Annotated in this window: 16 protein-coding genes and 4 tRNA genes; 13 read left to right on the top strand and 7 right to left on the bottom strand. The window is 72.3% G+C overall.

Annotated elements, in window-relative coordinates:
- The first annotated feature begins 57 nt into the window (after positions 1–57).
- The 4 genes from HL189_RS08750 to HL189_RS08735 all read left to right on the top strand — a co-directional run bounded on the left by HL189_RS08750 (position 58) and on the right by HL189_RS08735 (position 995).
- Entirely contained in the window at positions 58–534 is a 477-nt protein-coding gene (locus HL189_RS08750; RefSeq protein WP_369133304.1) for an SsgA family sporulation/cell division regulator, read from the top strand.
- Between the two features lie 146 nt (positions 535–680).
- A tRNA-Gly gene (locus HL189_RS08745) sits at positions 681–753 on the top strand.
- Between the two features lie 44 nt (positions 754–797).
- Positions 798–868, top strand: a tRNA-Cys gene (locus HL189_RS08740).
- A gap of 55 nt (positions 869–923) precedes the next feature.
- Positions 924–995 (top strand) — tRNA-Val (locus tag HL189_RS08735).
- Positions 996–1,013: 18 nt separating this feature from the next.
- Here the strand turns inward: HL189_RS08735 and HL189_RS08730 are convergent.
- The 3 genes from HL189_RS08730 to coaE form a co-directional block, all read right to left on the bottom strand.
- Positions 1,014–1,859: a CPBP family intramembrane glutamic endopeptidase gene (locus HL189_RS08730; RefSeq protein ID WP_369133303.1), complete on the bottom strand. Its 846-nt coding sequence runs from the start codon at positions 1,857–1,859 to the stop codon at positions 1,014–1,016.
- A 114-nt stretch (positions 1,860–1,973) separates the two neighbouring features.
- Positions 1,974–2,465 (bottom strand): VOC family protein, encoded by a 492-nt coding sequence (locus HL189_RS08725; RefSeq protein WP_369133302.1) that lies wholly within the window; start codon positions 2,463–2,465, stop codon positions 1,974–1,976.
- A gap of 65 nt (positions 2,466–2,530) precedes the next feature.
- Positions 2,531–3,127: a dephospho-CoA kinase gene (gene coaE / locus HL189_RS08720; RefSeq protein WP_369133301.1), complete on the bottom strand. Its 597-nt coding sequence runs from the start codon at positions 3,125–3,127 to the stop codon at positions 2,531–2,533.
- 150 nt (positions 3,128–3,277) lie between these two features.
- On the opposite strand from coaE, the gene HL189_RS08715 reads away from it, so the two are divergent.
- The gene (locus tag HL189_RS08715; RefSeq protein ID WP_369133300.1) at positions 3,278–3,535 is read left to right on the top strand and encodes a hypothetical protein; all 258 of its coding nucleotides are present in this window, start codon (positions 3,278–3,280) and stop codon (positions 3,533–3,535) included.
- A gap of 328 nt (positions 3,536–3,863) precedes the next feature.
- Here the strand turns inward: HL189_RS08715 and rpsA are convergent, their stop codons facing one another.
- A complete protein-coding gene (gene rpsA, locus HL189_RS08710; RefSeq protein WP_369133299.1) occupies positions 3,864–5,330 on the bottom strand; it encodes a 30S ribosomal protein S1 in 1,467 nt (488 codons plus the stop codon).
- Positions 5,331–5,550: 220 nt separating this feature from the next.
- Here rpsA and HL189_RS08705 point away from each other — a divergent pair, with 220 nt between their 5' ends.
- Together HL189_RS08705 and HL189_RS08700 are read left to right on the top strand one after the other, a co-directional pair.
- A complete protein-coding gene (locus HL189_RS08705) occupies positions 5,551–6,408 on the top strand; it encodes a class I SAM-dependent methyltransferase (RefSeq protein WP_369133298.1) in 858 nt (285 codons plus the stop codon).
- Between the two features lie 11 nt (positions 6,409–6,419).
- The gene (locus HL189_RS08700; RefSeq protein ID WP_369133297.1) at positions 6,420–6,980 is read left to right on the top strand and encodes a 2'-5' RNA ligase family protein; all 561 of its coding nucleotides are present in this window, start codon (positions 6,420–6,422) and stop codon (positions 6,978–6,980) included.
- A 50-nt stretch (positions 6,981–7,030) separates the two neighbouring features.
- Here the strand turns inward: HL189_RS08700 and polA are convergent, their stop codons facing one another.
- Complete coding sequence (gene polA / locus HL189_RS08695) at positions 7,031–9,772, bottom strand: DNA polymerase I (protein ID WP_369133296.1); 2,742 nt, start codon at positions 9,770–9,772, stop codon at positions 7,031–7,033.
- Between the two features lie 96 nt (positions 9,773–9,868).
- Between polA and HL189_RS08690 the strand changes: the two genes are divergently transcribed.
- From HL189_RS08690 to HL189_RS08670, 5 genes are all read left to right on the top strand, one after another.
- A complete protein-coding gene (locus HL189_RS08690) occupies positions 9,869–10,282 on the top strand; it encodes a PaaI family thioesterase (RefSeq protein WP_369133295.1) in 414 nt (137 codons plus the stop codon).
- 136 nt (positions 10,283–10,418) lie between these two features.
- Complete coding sequence (locus HL189_RS08685) at positions 10,419–11,792, top strand: carboxypeptidase regulatory-like domain-containing protein (RefSeq protein ID WP_369133294.1); 1,374 nt, start codon at positions 10,419–10,421, stop codon at positions 11,790–11,792.
- Between the two features lie 5 nt (positions 11,793–11,797).
- Positions 11,798–12,796, top strand: a complete 999-nt coding sequence (locus tag HL189_RS08680; protein ID WP_369133293.1) for a branched-chain amino acid ABC transporter permease — start codon at positions 11,798–11,800, stop codon at positions 12,794–12,796.
- Complete coding sequence (locus HL189_RS08675; RefSeq protein WP_369133292.1) at positions 12,786–13,820, top strand: ABC transporter ATP-binding protein; 1,035 nt, start codon at positions 12,786–12,788, stop codon at positions 13,818–13,820. The genes HL189_RS08680 and HL189_RS08675 overlap by 11 nt, the downstream gene beginning before the upstream one ends.
- On the top strand, positions 13,817–14,668 hold the full coding sequence (locus HL189_RS08670) for an ABC transporter ATP-binding protein (RefSeq protein WP_369133291.1): 852 nt from the start codon (positions 13,817–13,819) through the stop codon (positions 14,666–14,668). The genes HL189_RS08675 and HL189_RS08670 overlap by 4 nt, the downstream gene beginning before the upstream one ends.
- Before the next feature lie 189 nt (positions 14,669–14,857).
- On the opposite strand, the gene HL189_RS08665 is transcribed toward HL189_RS08670, so the two are convergent.
- The gene (locus HL189_RS08665; RefSeq protein ID WP_369133290.1) at positions 14,858–16,195 is read right to left on the bottom strand and encodes an ABC transporter substrate-binding protein; all 1,338 of its coding nucleotides are present in this window, start codon (positions 16,193–16,195) and stop codon (positions 14,858–14,860) included.
- Between the two features lie 189 nt (positions 16,196–16,384).
- Positions 16,385–17,002: an ANTAR domain-containing response regulator gene (locus HL189_RS08660; protein ID WP_369133289.1), complete on the bottom strand. Its 618-nt coding sequence runs from the start codon at positions 17,000–17,002 to the stop codon at positions 16,385–16,387.
- 69 nt (positions 17,003–17,071) lie between these two features.
- On the opposite strand from HL189_RS08660, the gene HL189_RS08655 reads away from it, so the two are divergent.
- Positions 17,072–17,145, top strand: a tRNA-Leu gene (locus tag HL189_RS08655).
- The last annotated feature ends 15 nt before the right edge of the window (positions 17,146–17,160 follow it).

Below are 17,160 nucleotides of genomic sequence, written 5' to 3'. Positions count from 1 at the left end.
GGCGCGACACGCCGAGAACATGCGTGACCTTGTGGGTTTCTGGGTCGTTAGGGAGGCATGGCACGTCTTCCCCGCAGCGGCTGCACCGTCCGCACGACCCTCCACCTCGTCGGCCCCTCCGGGTGGACACCGGTCCCGGCCACCCTCGTCTACGACGTGGCCGACCCGTTCGCGGTCCGGGTGCGCTTCGGCGACGACGGGCGGGACGAGTACGAGGACCCGGCGGACGGCGGCGAGGACGGCGGCGTCGAGTGGTTGCTCAGCCGGGACCTGCTGCGGGCCGGCCTGACCGCTCCGGCGGGCGAGGGCGACGTGCGCCTGTGGCCGGCACGGGCCGGCCTCGACGTCGTGTTCCTGCAGCTGCGCGCCCCCTCCGGGGAGGCGCTGTTCGAGGTCTCCGGGGCGGTCGTCGGCGAGTTCCTGCGCGAGACCGAGATGCTGGTGCCCCAGGGCGCCGAGAGCGGGGCACTGCGGGTCGACGAGGAGCTCTCCGCGCTGCTCGGCGGCGGCACCGACAACCCGTCCGCCTACTGAGCCACCGACGGGCCGTCGAACCGCGGGAACCGCCCGGAGGACGCCCGGGAGGCCCCCCGGGTTTGGTGCCTGGAAACCGGTCGGTTAGAGTTCGATCCGTCGCCGACGAGCGCGAGGGAGACCGAGCGCAGCGGGGCGGCAGCACTGCGGACGTGGCTCAGTTGGTAGAGCATCACCTTGCCAAGGTGAGGGTCGCGGGTTCGAATCCCGTCGTCCGCTCGGAACTCCCGGGCGCTCGGTCGCGAGACCGGCGCCCGGCGTGCGGTGGAGTGGCCGAGAGGCGAGGCAACGGCCTGCAAAGCCGTGTACACGGGTTCAAATCCCGTCTCCACCTCGGCGCCGCCCCACAGGTGAGTCGACGGGGGAGGCGGTCCGGCGCAAGCCGGGACGGGCGATTGGCGCAGTGGTAGCGCGCTTCCCTGACACGGAAGAGGTCACTGGTTCGAACCCAGTATCGCCCACCGACGCGAGGCCCCAGGTCAGTGACCTGGGGCCTCTGTCGTGCGCGGCTGGACCAGCCTGCCCCGCGCAGCGAGCAGGATGCCGACGGCGACGGCCAGCTCGACGAGGACGAGGACGAGCCAGTAGAGACCCCGGTCGGGCTCCGCGACCAGCGAGATGACCGTGGCCATCGTCAGGTTCGAGAACAGGTGGCCGAGCATGGGCACCGGGACGCTCCCGCCGGTCCGGTCGTACAGCCAGGTCAGGATCACCTGGAGCGCGAGGCTGCCGAACACGTAGTCGTACCAGGGGATCGTCCCGAGCAGGAGCAGCGGCGTGTGCCAGACCATGCGGACGACGCCCGCCATGAGCAGCACCAGCAGCGCCGAGCCGATGCCCAGTGCCCGGAGACGGCCCAGGAGGTAGCCGAGCCACCCGGGCTCCTCCCACTGGCCGCCCAGGAACACGAGCGGCACCCAGATGCCCAGCAGCGTGCCCACCGAGAACGCGGTGCCGAGGTCGGCCATCCGCACCCCCGCTGCCGCGCCGACGGCCAGCGCAGCTCCGTGCACCGCGAGGAAGACGCCGACGGCGACGAGGTACCACCGCCGGCCGACCCGCCACCTGGTCATCTGCGCCCAGAGCCTGCCGACCCCCCGTCGCCCGGACACCCCGGCGAGCACGAGGAGTGCCGCGAGCATCGGTCCGTGCGGCAGCAGGCCTCCGTCGGAGACGGGGAGGACGACCCAGCTGATCGCGAGGGCGAGCAGGACGAACGCCGTCCCCTGGTGGCGGTCCAGCGCGGCCCTGCCACGGGACCGCCCCGGCACGCCGGGGTCCGCGTGGTGCACGGGGTGGCGGCGGGGGACGCGACGCGGGCTCATGGGGGCTCCGGCGGGTGCCTGCGGGTGCGGACCCGCCGAGCCTGCTCCACGTCCGGGGGACCCGGCACCACCCCGCGCGCGGGTCCACCCCGGGTGGGCCGGGCTCCGCGCAGCTCAGCCGACCGGCACCCCGTCGGCCGCGGCGCGCAGCGCTGCGACGTCGAGCTTCCGCATCTGCATCATCGCCTGCACGGCCCGCTGCGCCCGGGACGGGTCCGGGTCGTTGAAGAGCTCCAGCATGCCCTGCGGGACGATCTGCCAGCTCAGCCCGTACTTGTCCTTGAGCCACCCGCACATGCTCTCCTCGCCGCCGTCGCCGATGAAGCGGTCCCAGAACCGGTCCACCTCGGCCTGGTCGACGCAGTCGATCTGCAGCGACACCGCCTCGGTGAACGGGAACTGCGGCCCGCCGTTGATGCCGACGAAGCGCATGCCGCCGGCCTCGAACTCCACGGCCATGGCCGTGCCGGTCTGCGGCCCGGACCCCTCCGGGTAGCGCATGACGGCGGTCACCCGGCCGGAGCCGAGGACGTCGATGTAGTAGGCCGCCGCCTCCTCGGCCTGCGTGTCGAACCAGAGGTTGGGGATGATCTTCTGCTCGGCCACGACGGGTCCTCTCGCTGCGGATGGGCTGTACGGACAGGACCCCCTTCCGCTGGCGAACTCATCGCTCAGCCGAGTGCCGGTTCCACCTGGTCGGACCAGAAGCGCTCGACCTGGGCGGCCAGGTGCTCCAGGTCGCCGTCGTTGGCCAGCACGACGTCGGCCACCGCCCGCCGCTGCGCGTCGGTCGCCTGGCTGGACATGCGGGCCCGGGCGTCCTCCGCCGACAGGCCCCGGTCCACCAGCCGCCGCACGCGGGTCCCAGGATCCGCCTCGACGACGAGCACGAGGTCGTAGGAGCCCGCCTGGCCGGTCTCCACGAGCAGGGGGACGTCCTGGACGACGACGGCGTCCGCCGGGGCCGCAGCGACCAGCTCAGCGGCCCGGGCGCGCACCCGGGGGTGGACGATCCCGTCGAGCCGGGCGCGGGCGGCCGGGTCGGGGAAGACGACGGCGGCGAGCGCGGGCCGGTCCAGTGCGCCGTCGGCGGTGAGCACCCCCGGCCCGAAGGCCTCGGCGACCGCGGCCAGCCCCGGCGTGCCCGGTTCCAGGACCTCCCGCGCGATCCGGTCGGCATCGACGACGACGGCCCCCCGTTCGGCCAGCAGCGCGGCCACCGTGCTCTTGCCCGATCCGATGCCACCGGTCAGCCCGATCCTCAGCACCGGCCGACCCTACGGCCGCACCGGCGCACCGGCCGGGTCTCGGGAAGGTCACGGCGCCCCGGCGCCCGGCGCGTCGCTCCAGTCACAACCGCCCCACGACTTACGTTCTGTCCCGGCGGACTCCCCCCGCCACAGCAGAGAGGCAGAACCATGTCCCGCACCGTGCTCGACAGCGTCCCCCCGGTCCCCGGCTCCCCCGCGCGCGGGCGGCACCGGATCGAGACCCCCGGCGGCGTCCGGTGCTCGGACCTGCCCGGCGTGCGCGAGCGCCTCCCCCAGCGGCGGACCGCGACCGCGTTCCTGCGCGCCCTGCTGCCCAGCGTGTCGGCCGGCCGGCACACGTGGGAGGCCCTGGTCAACGCCGGCGGTCGCCCCCGCACGGCCTTCGCGATCATCCTCAGTCTCTGACCGCTGCCTGAGCGGTCCGACCGGCTCCGGCCGGTCCGAGCCCGACGCACCGGGCGACGGGGAAGGGACCCCGGCTGCGGCGGACAGGCCACGCTCCCGCTCAGGCACCACGACGGCTCACGGACGAGCCGGTACGTACCGTCCACGACTCACGGCTGAGCAGGACGAGCCCGACGGCCCCGCCGACCGCTCCGGTCGGCGGGGCCGTCGCGCGTGCGCGGCACGGCACCGCCGGCCCGGGAGCCCCGGGAGCAGACGACCGTGCGCCGCCCACCCCGCGGGGTGGACGGCGCACGGTGAGGTGCTGCGGCTCAGCCGAGCCGCGGGATCACTCGCCGCCGGCGAGCTTCGCCCGCAGCGCGGCCAGCGCCTCGTCCGAGGCGAGGGTGCCACCGGTCGAGGCGGTGTCGGTCTCGGTCTCGGCGGCGCTGGAGTAGCTGCCACCGGCCGCGGCCTCCGCGTCGGCCTCCTTGGCGGCCGCGATCTGCTTGCGGTGCGCCTCGAAGCGGGCCTGGGCCTCGGCGTACTGCCGCTCCCACGTCTCGCGGGCCTCGTCGTAGCCCTCGAGCCACTCCCCGGTCTCCGGGTCGAATCCCTCGGGGTAGATGTAGTTGCCCTGCTCGTCGTACGAGGCGGCCATGCCGTAGGCGGCCGGGTCGAACTGGTCCTCGTCGCCGACGACGCCCTCGTTGGCCTGCTTGAGGGACAGCGAGATGCGGCGGCGGTCCAGGTCGATGTCGATGACCTTGACCAGGATCTCGTCGCCGACCTGCACGACCTGCTCCGGGATCTCCACGTGGCGCTCGGCCAGCTCGGAGATGTGGACCAGGCCCTCGATGCCCTCGTCGACGCGGACGAACGCACCGAAGGGCACCAGCTTGGTGACCTTGCCCGGCACGACCTGGCCGATCTGGTGGGTGCGGGCGAACTGGCGCCACGGGTCCTCCTGCGTCGCCTTCAGCGACAGGGAGACCCGCTCGCGGTCCAGGTCGACGTCGAGGACCTCGACGGTGACCTCCTGGCCCACCTCGACGACCTCGGACGGGTGGTCGATGTGCTTCCAGGACAGCTCGGAGACGTGCACCAGGCCGTCGACGCCACCGAGGTCCACGAAGGCACCGAAGTTGACGATCGAGGAGACGACGCCGGTCCGGACCTGGCCCTTGGCGAGCTTGTTGAGGAACTCGCTGCGGACCTCGGACTGGGTCTGCTCCAGCCACTGGCGCCGGGAGAGGACGACGTTGTTGCGGTTCTTGTCCAGCTCGATGATCTTCGCCTCGAGCTCGCGGCCCACGTAGGGCTGCAGGTCGCGGACGCGCCGCATCTCGACCAGCGAGGCGGGGAGGAACCCGCGCAGGCCGATGTCGAGGATGAGGCCACCCTTGACGACCTCGATGACGGTGCCGGTGACGACCTCGTCGGCTTCCTTCTTGGCCTCGATCGTGCCCCAGGCGCGCTCGTACTGCGCGCGCTTCTTGGACAGGATCAGCCGGCCTTCCTTGTCCTCCTTCTGGAGGACGAGGGCTTCCACCTCGTCGCCGACGTTGACGACCTCGGTCGGGTCGACGTCGTGCTTGATGGACAGCTCACGCGAGGGGATGACGCCCTCGGTCTTGTAGCCGATGTCCAGCAGCACCTCGTCCCGGTCGACCTTGACGATCACGCCTTCGACGATGTCGCCGTCGTTGAAGTACTTGATGGTCTGGTCGATCGCGGCGAGGAAGTCCTCGGCGGTGCCGATGTCGTTCACCGCGATCTGGGGGGTGCTGTCGGGACGGACCTGGGTGGAGGTCATGTGGTCGAGTGCTCCGGACGGGGGATGCGCAGGGACAGGGACCCGCGGTCGAGGCGACCGCGGGGAGGTCACGGGAGAGGACGACGGGGACACCCTCCCGGACGGGGGGACGGCACCACAGACCTCTGGCGTGATCACCCATCGTACGGGGGTGCGCAGGGTCGGTCCACCACGGGTCCGGGCGGTGCCGTGAACCGCGGCGTGTCACGATCGGCGCGCCATGGACCCCATCGCCCGCGGCCCCGCCCGGGGTCTCCCCCTCGCCGCCGACGGGTACCCCGCGGCCGGCGGGGTCACGCGCCGTCCGGCCGGTCCCGCCGAATCGGCCCGGGCCAACCGCCTCTGGTGGGACGCCGCCGCCCCGGCCTACCTCGCCGAGCACGGCGACGACCTCGGGGACGCGGACTTCCTGTGGTGCCCGGAGGGGCTGCGGGAGGCCGACGCGCACCTGCTCGGCGACGTGACCGGACGCCGGGTGCTGGAGATCGGCTGCGGATCGGCCCCGTGCTCCCGCTGGCTGCGCCGGGCCGGCGCGCACCCCGTCGCGCTGGACGTGTCGGGCGGGATGCTGGCCCGCGCGGCGGAGGGGAACCGGGCGACCGGCATCGACGTCCCGCTCGTGCAGGCCGACGCCGGGGCCCTCCCGCTCGCCGACGCCGGCGTGGACCTCGCCTGCTCGGCCTTCGGCGGGCTCCCGTTCGTCCCCGACGCCCGCGCGGTCCTGACCGAGGTCGCCCGGGTGCTGCGGCCGGGCGGCCGGTTCGTCGCCTCGGTGAACCACCCGGTGCGCTGGGCGCTGCCCGACTCCCCCGACCCCGCCGACCTCCGGGTCATCGGGTCCTACTTCGACCGCCGGCCCTACGTGGAGACCGACGAGGCGGGCCGGACGGTGTACGTCGAGCACCACCGCACGGTCGGCGACTGGGTGCGCGCCGTCGTCGGCGCCGGCTTCGCGCTCACCGACCTGCTCGAGCCGGAGTGGACACCGGGCCGCACCCGCACCTGGGGGCAGTGGTCCCCCGAGCGCGGCGCGCTGGTCCCGGGCACGCTGGTCCTGGTCTGCGACCTACCGGGCTGAGAGGGGACACCGTGGACGACGCCGTCCGGGCCGGTCTGTCCGGCGCCGCCGACACTGCTCTGGTCGTGCCCGTCCCGGAGTCGGAGCCGGTGATCGGCGACCACCGGCGGCAGTTCGACGTCTCCGCGCAGTGGGGCCTGCCGCCGCACGTGGTCGTGCTCTACCCGTTCGTGCCGCCCGGACAGGTGGACGACCTGGTGTGCGCCCGGCTGGCCGAGGTCCTCGCCGGGGAACCGGCGTTCGACTGCACGTTCGCCGAGACCGCCTGGTTCGGCGGCGACGAGGTGCTGTGGCTCCGCCCGGACCCCGAGGAGCCGTTCCGCCGGCTGACCCACGCCGTGCACGCCGCCTTCCCCGACCACTCGCCGTACCGGGGCGCGCACGGCGACCCGCAGCCGCACCTGAGCATCGGCACGCGGCGGCTCGGCGACCTGGCGGGGCTGCGGGCGGCCGAGGAGGAGGTGCGCCGCCACCTGCCGGTCACCACGCGCGTGGACCGGGTCGCGCTGATGGCCGGCCGCCGGGACCCGGGCTCCTGGCGGCCGGCCACCACCTTCCCGCTCGGCGGCTGAGGGCCCTCGCCCCACCCGCTCCCCCGGCCGCAGCCGCGCCCACCCCCCGCTCAGTGCGCTGCGGCGTCCCAGCTGGCCCCGAAGCCGACCGACACCTCCAGCGGCACCGACAGCTGCGCCGCCCCGGCCATCTCCCGGCGGACCAGCGCCTCCAGCACGTCGCGCTCACCGGGGGCCACCTCGAGCACGAGTTCGTCGTGCACCTGCAGCAGCATCCGGGAGGCCAGCCCCTCCGCCTGGATGGCCTTCTCGACGCCGAGCATGGCGACCTTGATGACGTCGGCGGCCGACCCCTGGATCGGGGCGTTGAGCGCCATCCGCTCGGCCATCTCCCGGCGCTGCCGGTTGTCGCTGGTCAGGTCCGGCAGGTACCGGCGCCGGCCGAGCGTGGTCTCGGTGTAGCCGGTCTGCCGGGCGTCGTCGACCACGCCGTCCAGGTAGTCCCGGATGCCGCCGAACCGCTCGAAGTAGGCGTGCATCTGCTCGCGCGCCTCCTCCGGGGTGATCCGCAGCTGCTGGGACAGCCCGTAGGCCGACAGCCCGTAGGCCAGCCCGTAGCTCATCGCCTTGATCCGCCGGCGCATCTCCGGGTCGACCTGCTCGATCGGGATGTTGAACGCGCGGGAGGCGACGAACGAGTGCAGGTCCTCACCGGACGTGAAGGCCTCGATGAGCCCGGCGTCCTCAGAAAGGTGGGCCATGATCCGCATCTCGATCTGGCTGTAGTCGGCGGTCATCAGCGACTCGAAGCCCTGCCCGACGACGAACGCCTGCCGGATGCGCCGGCCTTCGGCGCTGCGGATCGGGATGTTCTGCAGGTTCGGGTCGGTGGACGACAGCCGGCCGGTGGCCGCGATCGTCTGCTGGTACGTGGTGTGGACGCGGCCGGCGTCGTCGACCATCGGGATCAGCCCGTCGATGACCGTGCGCAGCCGGGTGACGTCGCGGTGCCGCAGCAGGTGCTCCAGGAAGGGGTGCCCGGTCTGCGCCAGCAGGGACGTGAGCGCCTCGGCGTCGGTGGTGTAGCCGCTCTTGATCTTCTTGGTCTTCGGCAGGCCCAGCTCCTCGAAGATCACCACCTGCAGCTGCTTGGGCGAGCCGAGGTTGATCTCCTTGCCGATCACCGCGTACGCCTCCTGGGCGGCGTCGGCGACCTCCGCGGCGAACTCCTTCTGCAGCTCGTGCAGGAACTCCAGGTCCGCGGCGATCCCGCGGTGCTCCATCGCCGCCAGCACCCGGGTCAGCGGCAGCTCGATGCCGCCGAGCAGGTGGTCGCCGCCCTTCTGGCCGAGCACCTGCTCCAGGGCGTCGGCCAGGTCGTTGACCGCGACGGCCTTGAGGACGTCCGCCTTGGCGGCCTCCCGCGCGACGTCGTCCTCGCTGGGGCCCAGCCCGTCCAGCGTGAGCTGCTCCTCCGGCGCGGCCGCGTCCTTGAGCTCCCGGCGCAGGTAGCGCACCGCCAGGTCGCCCAGGTCGAAGGACCGCTGGCCCGGCAGCGCCAGGTAGGCGGCCAGCGCGGTGTCGCTGACCACGCCCTGCAGGTCCCAGCCCCGGGCCCAGACCGCCAGCAGCGGCCCCTTGACGTCGTGCACGACCTTCCTGGTGTCCGGGTCGGCCAGCCACGCCGCGAGCGCCTGCTCGTCGGCCGTGTCCAGGTCGGGGCCGAGGTCGACGAAGGTGGCGTGGTCGTTGGCCGCGGCCAGCGCGAGGCCGGTCAGCTCACCGGTGCCCCGCCCCCAGGTGCCCCGGAAGACCACCCCGGTGGAGCCGGTGGCGGCGTGGGCGTCCAGCCAGCCCCCCAGCCCGCCGGCCGGCACCTCGTCGACCGTGACGTCGAACCCGCCCTCGACCTCGGGCTCGGCGCTGGTGAGCGTGGCGAACAGCCGGTCGCGGAGCACCCGGAACTGCAGGTTGTCGAAGAGCGTGTGCACCTCGTTGCGGTCCCAGGGCTGGACCGCGAGGTCGTCCGGGCCGACCTCCAGCGGCACCGCCCGGTCCAGCTCGGTGAGCCGGCGGTTCTGCAGCACCGAGGACAGGTGCTCGCGCAGCTTCTCCCCGACCTTGCCCTTGACCGTGTCCACCTGGTCGACCAGCGCGTCGAGCGAGCCGTACTCCCGCACCCACTTGGCCGCGGTCTTCTCCCCGACGCTCGGGATGCTGGGCAGGTTGTCGCTCGGGTCGCCACGCAGCGCGGCGAAGTCGGGGTACTGCACCGGGGTCAGCCCGTACTTGGTCTCGACCTCCTCCGGCGTGAACCGGGTCAGGTCGGAGACGCCCTTGCGCGGGTAGAGCACGGTGACGTGCTCGTTCACCAGCTGCAGGGCGTCCCGGTCACCGGTGCAGATCAGCACGTCCATGCCCCGCTCGACCGCCTGCACGGTCAGCGTGGCGATCACGTCGTCGGCCTCGTAGCCCTCGGCCGTGATCACCGGCACGTGCAGCGCGCCGAGGACCTCCTGGATGAGGCTCACCTGACCGCGGAAGTCGGTGGGGCTCTCGGCCCGGTTGGCCTTGTACTCGGCGTAGATCTCGCTGCGGAAGGTCTTGCGCCCCACGTCGAAGGCGACCGCCAGGTGGCTGGGCTGCTCGTCGCGCAGGACGTTGATCAGCATCGAGGTGAAGCCGTAGACCGCGTTGGTCGGCTGACCCGTCGTGGTGGAGAAGTTCTCCACCGGCAGGGCGAAGAACGCCCGGTAGGCCAGGGAGTGGCCGTCGAGGAGGAGCAGGCGCGGCCGGCCGGCCTCGGCGGTCGAGGCGGTCACGGCGGGCGAGGTGGCGGCGGGAGCGGACATCGACCGCGATCCTAGAAGGACCCCGGTGCCCCCCACCGCTCGCGAGCTCGCGGCGGGACCCTGCACCGGGGCCGCGTGGTGGCTACCGTCCCGCAGGTGACGCACACGCGACCCGACTGGCTGCCGGCCGACACGCAGGGCCCGCTCGACGACAAGCTGGGCATCCGGATCACCGAGTGGGACCCCGAGCGGGTGGTGGCAACCATGCCGGTGAGCGGCAACGAGCAGCCCTTCGGTCTGCTGCACGGCGGTGCGACCTGCGCGCTCGCGGAGAGCATCGGGTCCTGGGCGGCGATGCTGCACGCCGGCCCCGGCGGCTCCGTGGTCGGGATCGAGCTGAACTCCAGCTACCTGAGGGCGGCCACCTCCGGAGACGTCACCGCGGTCTGCACACCGCTGCGGCGGGGGCGGACCCTCGCGACCTATCTGATCGAGGTCTCCGACGACGCCGGCCGGCCCACCGCGAGCGCCCGGCTGACGTGTCTGATCCGCCCGGCCCGGAAGCGCTGATGCCCCCGCAGGCGGGTCCCCCGGTCGGGTCGCGGCACATCGGCGTGTCGCAGATGTGTCACGGCGCGTCACAGCAGGTCGTCCGACGTAACCAGGCTGAGCTACTGTCCCCGCTCAACCTACGGCTGGAGGTCGAGTGACGCACGCGCCCCACCGTGCCCGCGGGCACGGGGCACGCAGCAGCACCGAGCAGGGTCAGGGAGCACCGACCCGCGGGCGCCGCACCTGGCGCGCCTGGCGCACGGGACGACGTCCCCTCGTCCTCGCCCTGCTGGTGGCGGCCTTCGCCATGGCGCTGGCCACCCTGGTCCCCGGGGTGGCCTCGGCCGAGGGTGAGCGGCTGGTGGGCACGCTCCAGACGAGCCGCAGCGGCCCGATCGAGGGTGTCGAGATCACCGTCGAGACCGCCGACGGCGACGCGGTCGAGTCGGTGGAGACCGACGAGGACGGCCGGTTCGCCATCGACCTGCCCGGGCCCGGCCAGTACAGCATCAGCCTGGACGAGGAGGCGCTGCCCGACGGCGTCGAGCTCGGCACCGCCGGCGCGACCCGGGAGGTGACCGTCGACCTCGGGCGCTCGCAGCCGGTCAACTTCGGCCTGGTCGACGGGAGCAGCGGCGCGGGCGGTGGCACCGTCCGGGCCGTCCAGCTGCTGGTCGACGGGCTGCGCTTCGGGCTGCTGATCGCGGTCTGCGCCGTCGGCCTGTCGCTCATCTTCGGCACCACGGGCCTGACCAACTTCGCCCACGGCGAGCTGGTCACGATCGGCGCGATCATCGCCTGGTACATCAACGTCCAGGGCGGCGTCCCGCTGATCCTGGCCACGATCATCGCGATGGTCGCCGGCGCGGGGGTCGGCGCGCTCAACGAGCTGGGCATCTGGCGGCCGCTGCGCAAGCGCGGCACCGGGCTGATCGCCGCGCTGGTGGTCTCGATCGGCCTGTCGCTGCTGCTGCGCTACGCGATCCAGATCGTCTACGGCGGCTTCTCCAACCCCTACGCGGACTACCAGAGCCAGCGAGCGGTGAACTACGGCGTCTTCACCATGACCAACCGCGCCCTGGCTTCGATCGTCATCTCGATCGTGGTGCTGCTGGCGGTCGCGCTGATGCTCCAGCGGACCAAGATCGGCAAGGCCATGCGGGCGGTCGCCGACAACCGGGACCTCGCTGCCTCCTCCGGCATCGACGTCAACCGGGTGATCCTGGTGGTCTGGATGATGGGTGGCGCGCTGGCCACCCTCGGCGGCGTGCTGCTCGGCCTGTCCGACCAGGTCCAGTGGGACATGGGCTTCCGCCTGCTGCTCCTGATGTTCGCCGGCGTCACCCTCGGTGGCCTGGGCACCGCCTACGGCGCCCTGGTCGGCAGCGTGATCGTCGGTGTGTTCGTGCAGATGTCCACGCTCGTCATCCCGGACGACATGAAGTACGTCGGAGGCCTGCTCCTCTTGATCGTCATCCTCGTGATCCGTCCCCAGGGCATCCTGGGCAGCCGGGCCCGGATCGGCTGACCGCCATGGCCGACCTCATCAACGCGTTCGCGATCGCCGGGAAGGCGTTCTTCGGCTTCCAGGCGATCTTCTTCGCCCTGCTCGCGATCGGGATCAACGTCCACTTCGGCTACACCGGGCTGCTCAACTTCGGGCAGATCGCGTTCGCCATGCTCGGTGGCTTCGGCATCGCCATCTCGGTCAGCCAGTGGGGCCTGAACTTCTGGCTGGGCGTTGTGATCGGCCTGGTCGCCGCCGTCGTCCTCGCCCTGCTGCTGGGCCTGCCGACCCTGCGGCTGCGGGCGGACTACCTGGCGATCGTGACCATCGCGACGGCCGAGGGGCTCAGACTGGTCTTCCGGTCGGTCTCGGCGACCCCCGTCACCGGGGGCACCCGTGGCCTGTCCGCCTTCAACGGCGATTTCATCGACCTCGCGCCGTGGAACACCCAGACCCGGCACCGGATCCTCGGCACCAGCTGGAGCGGCGGCGAGCTGTGGGTCGCGCTGGTCGGGTGGTCCCTGGTGGCCCTGGCCAGCCTGCTGGTGTGGCAGCTCATGCGCAGCCCCTGGGGCCGCGTGGTCAAGGCCATCCGGGAGGACGAGGACGCCGTCCGGGCGCTGGGCAAGAACGTCTACGCCCACAAGATGCAGGCCCTGGTCCTCGGCGGCGTCTTCGGCGCGCTCGGCGGGATGATCTACGCGATCGGTACCGGGTCGGCGATCCCCGACCAGTACCAGAACGCCAACACCTTCCTGGCGTACGCGGCGCTGATCCTCGGTGGCGCCGCCCGGGTGCTCGGTCCGGTCCTCGGGGCGATGCTCCTGCTGTTCATCCTGCAGTTCGCCGACACCCTGCTGCGCGCGCTCATCGAGAACGGCGTGATCCCCGAGGGGCTGCTCTCCTCCACCGACGTCGCGCAGATCCGCTTCGTGCTGGTGGGCATCGGGCTCATGCTGTTGCTGGTGTTCCGACCGCAGGGCATCTTCGGTGACCGACGAGAGGTGATGCTCGATGCCCGCTGACCCGAGCGCTCAGGGCTCCCACGCCGCCGGCCCGGAGGAGATCGCCGCTGCCCGGCAGGCCGGCCAGCACCGGGCCGCCCCGCAGCGGCTCGCCCAGGCCGCCCTCAAGGACCTCCCCTGGGAGGTCGGCGTCGCCAAGCCGGACCCGGCCGTCGTACTGGACGGCATCACCCGCACGTTCGGCGGCCTCACCGCCGTGTCGGTCGACCACCTGGAGATCCAGCGCGGCGGCATCACCGGCCTGATCGGGCCGAACGGTGCGGGCAAGACCACGCTGTTCAACCTGCTCACCGGGTTCGACCAGCCCAACACCGGCACCTGGTCCTTCGACGGGCGCGACCTGGGCAAGCTGTCGCCCCACCAGGTGGCCCGGCTCGGCGTCGTGCGCACCTTCCAGCTCACCAAGGCGCTGTCCCGGCTCACCGTGCTGCAGAACATGCTGCTCGGCGCCCAGGGCCAGCGCGGCGAGAGCTTCATGCGTGCGCTGCTCCCGGGCACCTGGCGCTCGCAGGAGCGGGCGAACACCGAGAAGGCCATGGACCTGCTCCAGCGGTTCAAGCTCGACGCCAAGAAGGACGACTTCGCCGGCACCCTGTCCGGCGGGCAGCGCAAGCTGCTGGAGATGGCCCGGGCGCTGATGAGCGACCCCAAGGTCGTCATGCTCGACGAGCCGATGGCCGGGGTGAACCCCGCTCTGACGCAGAGCCTGCTCGGGCACGTCAAGGACCTCCGCGAGGAGGGCATGACGGTGATCTTCGTCGAGCACGACATGGACGTCGTCCGCGACATCAGCGACTGGGTCGTCGTCATGGCCGCGGGAAAGGTGATCGCCGAGGGCCCGCCGGAATCGATCTCCCAGAACCAGGCCGTCGTCGACGCCTATCTGGGCGCCCACCACGACGCCCCGCTGACGGTCGAGGAGGAGGACCGGGTGCTGGCCGAGGTGCAGGCCGAGATCGCTCTGGAGGAGAGCGGCACGTCACCGAGTTCTGGCGTGATCAGCAGCGAGGGGACGAGCCGATGAGCGAGCCGGTGTTCGAGGTCGACGAGAGCGGCGAGGGTGTCACCCGCGCGCAGGTGGTCGCCGGAGGGGAGCTCTCCCCCGCGGAGAAGGCGGCCACCCGGGAGGAGCACCTGCGCCTGGCCGAGGGCGCGCTGGTGCGCGCCGACGACCTCGTCGCGGGCTACGTGCCCGGGGTGAACATCCTGCGGGGCTGCGACTTCTACCTGCAGGACGGCGAGCTGGTCGGCATCATCGGCCCGAACGGCGCCGGCAAGTCCACCTTGCTGAAGACCCTGTTCGGGCTCATCCCGGTGCGCTCGGGCAACGTCACCCTGCGCGGCGAGGACATCACCTCCGCCCCGGCCCACCGGCTGGTGCAGCTCGGCGTCGGCTACGTGCCGCAGAACAACAACGTGTTCCCCTCGCTCACCATCGAGGAGAACATGCAGATGGGCGTCTACCTGCGACCGAAGACGTTCAAGGAGCGGTTCGACTACGTCATCGACCTGTTCCCGCTGCTCGGCGAGCGGCGCAAGGGCAAGGCCGGGGCGCTGTCGGGTGGCGAGCGTCAGATGGTGGCGATGGGCCGGGCGCTGATGATGGACCCGTCGGTGCTGCTGCTCGACGAGCCCTCGGCCGGCCTCTCCCCCGCCTACCAGGACGAGGTGTTCATCCGCTGCCGGCGGATCAACGCCACCGGCGTCTCGATCATCATGGTCGAGCAGAACGCCCGCCGGTGCCTGCAGATCTGCGACCGCGGCTACGTGCTCGACCAGGGCCGCAACGCCTACACCGACACCGGTGAGTCGCTGATGAACGACCCGAAGGTCATCGAGCTGTACCTGGGGACGCTGGCGAAGGCCCACTGACCCGCTCCCCCACCCGACGGCGCCGGACCCCTGCGGGTCCGGCGCCGTTCGTCGTCCCGGGCAGGAGCACGCGGTCACCGGCCAGCGACCCCGCAGCCCGCGCACCGGGCCACAGCGCCCCCAGGAACGGCACAGCGCCCCTCCTGCCGGCGCAGGAGGGGCGCTGTGTGGGTGGTGCGGGTCAGCGCGTCAGCGCTGCGGGCCCACGCCCTGGGCGTTGAGGCCCTGGATGATCCGCGAGGACTCCTCGAACCCGATGACCACGATCGCGTCGGGGTTGAAGTCCACCATCTGCTGGACCTCGGAGTCGAAGTTCGCCGCCTGCGGGTCGTAGATGATGTCCCGGATCGAGTCCTCCGGCAGACCGTCGGAGATCAGGTTGTTCTTGGTGTTCTCCGCGAGACCGGTGCCGTACGGGTCGTTGAGCGCCAGGATGCCGACGGTGTTGTTGCCGTCCGCGCCGATCAGGTCGGCCAGCGCCCGGGCCTGCAGGGTGTCCGGCGGGGCGGTCCGGAAGTACAGACCCTTGTCGTCGTACGTGGTGAACGTGTCGGACGTGTTCGCCGGGGAGAACTGCAGGACACCGGCACCGACGATGCGGTCGATGACGGTCAGGCTGACGCCCGAGGACGCCGCACCGATGATCGCGTTCACGCCGGACTGCAGCAGGCGGTCGACGGTCTGGGTGGCGGTGTCGGTCGAGGCGTCACCCGAGTCACCGGTCACCAGCGCGACGGGGGTGCCGAAGACACCACCGGCGGCGTTGACCTCGTTGATCGCCAGCTGGACGCCGGCGACCTCCGGCGGGCCGAGGAAGGCGAGGTTGCCGGTCTCCGGCAGCAGGGTGCCGATGGTCAGCGTCTGGCCGGCACCCGCACCGGCCGGCGCCGGGGCCGGGCCCGGGTCCTGGGTGGCGTTGGCCTCGTCACCGGCGATGACGAACTCGGTGAGCGACTCGTCGATCTGGTTGTCCTCGCCGAACTGCTGCAGACCGAAGCTCGCCTGGGCGGGCTCGCCGGCGTCGGTGAAGCTCAGCGGACCGGTGACACCGTCGTAGTCGACGTCCCCGCCGGCCTGCAGGATCGCCAGGCAGGAGGCGTAGTCGGAGCACTTCTCGCCACCGACGGTCAGCGCGTTGATGTACGGCGCGAAGACGGTCGCCTGGTTGCTGCCGGCGGCGGTCGCGGCCAGCGCGGTGAGGACGACGGCGTCGTAGGACTCGCCGGAGTAGTTGTAGTCCTGCAGGTCGGGGTTGACCGCGAGCAGCTTGTCCCGGAAGTCCCCGGACAGCTCGGTCAGGGGCAGCGTGCCCTTCATGCCGGCCATGGCACCCGGCTCGGTGAAGTCCGCGCCGAGCGCGTTCCCCATGTTGCCGTCGGTGCCGTAGATGTTGACCTGCTTCTCGGCGCTCGCGTCGCCGCCGGTGTCGCCGCTGCTGGTGTCTTCGCCGCCGCCGCCACAGGCGGTCAGCGCGAGCAGGGCGGCGCCGGAGAGCGCGATTGCGCGGGCGGTGGTGCCAGTGCGCATCAAGGAACTCCCAGTCGATGAGGACGGTGCCCGGCCCTCCGACAGGCTCCATGGCCTGTCGGCTGGCCGATCAGTTGGGAGAACCTAACCGCGCGGCGCTGGTCCGGGACCCGCGTGGATCAGACCGTGACGAGGTCGTGACCTGATCCACTCGCGCCGGCACGGCGGGCGAGGCGTCGGGAGCGCCGGTCAGGAGACCGGCGGGCCGCTCGCCGCGGTCGCGTCGCCCGCGTCCTCGGGGGCCAGGATCGCCTCGGCGAGCGCGCGCATCGAGGTGCGCTCGTTCATCGCCGTGCGCTGGATGAAGCGGAACGCCTCGGCCTCGGTCATGCCACGCTCGGCCATCAGCCGGCCCTTGGCCTTCTCCACCACCTTGCGCGCCTCGAGCCGTTCCTTGAGGTCGGTGACCTCGGCGTCGAGCGCCGTCATCTCCTGGAAGCGGCCGACGGCGACCTCGATCGCCGGGACCAGGTCGTTCTTGGAGAACGGCTTCACCAGGTAGGCCATCGCGCCGGCGTCGCGCGCCCGCTCGACCAGCTCCCGCTGGCTGAAGGCGGTGAGGACGATGACCGGGGCGAGCCGGCCCGCGGCGATCTGCTCAGCCGCGGCGAGCCCGTCGAGCACGGGCATCTGCACGTCGACGATCACCAGGTCCGGACGCAGCGCCTCCGCCTGGTCGACGGCCGCCTGCCCGTCCCCGACCTCGGCGACGACCAGGTACCCCTCCTCCTCCAGCATCTCCTTGAGGTCGAGGCGGATGAGCGCCTCGTCCTCGGCGATGAGGACACGGGTCGGGTCGCTGCTCACGGCGCTGATCCTATCGGCCGGGGCCGTCCCACCACCGCCCGCTAGGGTGCACTGCACCACGTCCGGTGGGCCCCCGTACCCCAATCGGCAGAGGGAGCGGATTCAAAACCCGCACAGTGTCCGTTCGAGTCGGACCGGGGGCACGCGAGCGCCAGCGG

The organism is Modestobacter sp. I12A-02662 (genome assembly GCF_041028325.1).
Taxonomy (GTDB): Bacteria; Actinomycetota; Actinomycetes; order Mycobacteriales; family Geodermatophilaceae; genus Modestobacter.
Note: the sequence above shows the minus strand (reverse complement) of the source record. Positions and strands in the feature narration are given on the sequence as shown.

What these genes read in the sequence shown, in the direction of transcription:
- HL189_RS08750 (WP_369133304.1), top strand. Translation starts at nt 58, where the DNA reads ATGGCACGTCTTCCCCGCAGCGGCTGCACCGTCCGCACGACCCTCCAC.
- HL189_RS08730 (WP_369133303.1), bottom strand. Translation starts at nt 1,859, where the DNA reads ATGAGCCCGCGTCGCGTCCCCCGCCGCCACCCCGTGCACCACGCGGAC.
- HL189_RS08715 (WP_369133300.1), top strand. Translation starts at nt 3,278, where the DNA reads ATGTCCCGCACCGTGCTCGACAGCGTCCCCCCGGTCCCCGGCTCCCCC.
- rpsA (WP_369133299.1), bottom strand. Translation starts at nt 5,330, where the DNA reads ATGACCTCCACCCAGGTCCGTCCCGACAGCACCCCCCAGATCGCGGTG.
- HL189_RS08705 (WP_369133298.1), top strand. Translation starts at nt 5,551, where the DNA reads ATGGACCCCATCGCCCGCGGCCCCGCCCGGGGTCTCCCCCTCGCCGCC.
- polA (WP_369133296.1), bottom strand. Translation starts at nt 9,772, where the DNA reads ATGTCCGCTCCCGCCGCCACCTCGCCCGCCGTGACCGCCTCGACCGCC.
- HL189_RS08680 (WP_369133293.1), top strand. Translation starts at nt 11,798, where the DNA reads ATGGCCGACCTCATCAACGCGTTCGCGATCGCCGGGAAGGCGTTCTTC.
- HL189_RS08675 (WP_369133292.1), top strand. Translation starts at nt 12,786, where the DNA reads ATGCCCGCTGACCCGAGCGCTCAGGGCTCCCACGCCGCCGGCCCGGAG.
- HL189_RS08670 (WP_369133291.1), top strand. Translation starts at nt 13,817, where the DNA reads ATGAGCGAGCCGGTGTTCGAGGTCGACGAGAGCGGCGAGGGTGTCACC.
- HL189_RS08665 (WP_369133290.1), bottom strand. Translation starts at nt 16,195, where the DNA reads ATGCGCACTGGCACCACCGCCCGCGCAATCGCGCTCTCCGGCGCCGCC.